This is a genomic window from Neisseria sp. P0024.S006 (genome assembly GCF_051956595.1).
Classification (GTDB): Bacteria; Pseudomonadota; Gammaproteobacteria; order Burkholderiales; family Neisseriaceae; genus Neisseria.
The window spans coordinates 1-791 of record NZ_JBQCXH010000012.1 but is presented as its reverse complement, the minus strand read 5'-3'; the positions used below and the strand labels follow the sequence as shown (position 1 = coordinate 791).

Below are 791 nucleotides of genomic sequence, written 5' to 3'. Positions count from 1 at the left end.
ACCCCAAACAACCCAAACACACACACCCCACCCACCCACACAACCCCACCAAAACCACCACACAACAAACCAACAACCACCACACCCCCAACACAACCCCCCAAACCACCCCACAACCCAACCACACAACACCCACCCCACCCACCACAAAAAACCAACACAACACCCCCCACCAACCCAACCACAACCAAACCACCCAAACCAACCCCAAAAAAAAACCCAAAAAAAAAACACAAAACCCACACCCCCCACACCACCCAACCAAACAAACAAAACAAAACAACACACAACACAAACCAACACAAACAACCACAAAACCAAACCAAACCACCACAAACCCACAAACACAAACACACAACACAACCAACCCAACAAACACCACCACAACAAACAACCCCACAAACCCAACAAACACACCCACCCAACCACACAAAAACCAACCACAACCACCACCAACCCCAACTTGAACGTACCGGCACAATCAAACATACACACCACCCATCAAAACAACGAATTACCCAACAACACAAACAAACAAAACACCAACACACCACACAACCCCCACACAAACACAAACCAACCACCAAAACCAACAAACCCCAAACCCACACACAAACCCCCCCCCACAACAACAAACAAACCCCCCCACCACCCAACCCCCAAAAAACACCCCAAACCCCACCAAAAAAAACCACCCAAAACCCCCAAAAAAACACCCCCACCCCCAACCACCACCAAACCCACCCCCCACACACACCCAACACCACCAACACCAACACAAACACAAACCC

General features: G+C 49.8%; 2 protein-coding genes. Both read right to left on the bottom strand.

What is annotated here, in order from left to right; genetic code table 11:
• Positions 1–489 (bottom strand): hypothetical protein (locus ACTHUF_RS11010; protein ID WP_440407701.1); only part of this gene is annotated, 489 nt, incomplete at its 3' end.
• A gap of 12 nt (positions 490–501) precedes the next feature.
• On the bottom strand, positions 502–791 hold a 290-nt coding region (locus ACTHUF_RS11005), incomplete at its 5' end, for a hypothetical protein (RefSeq protein WP_440407700.1).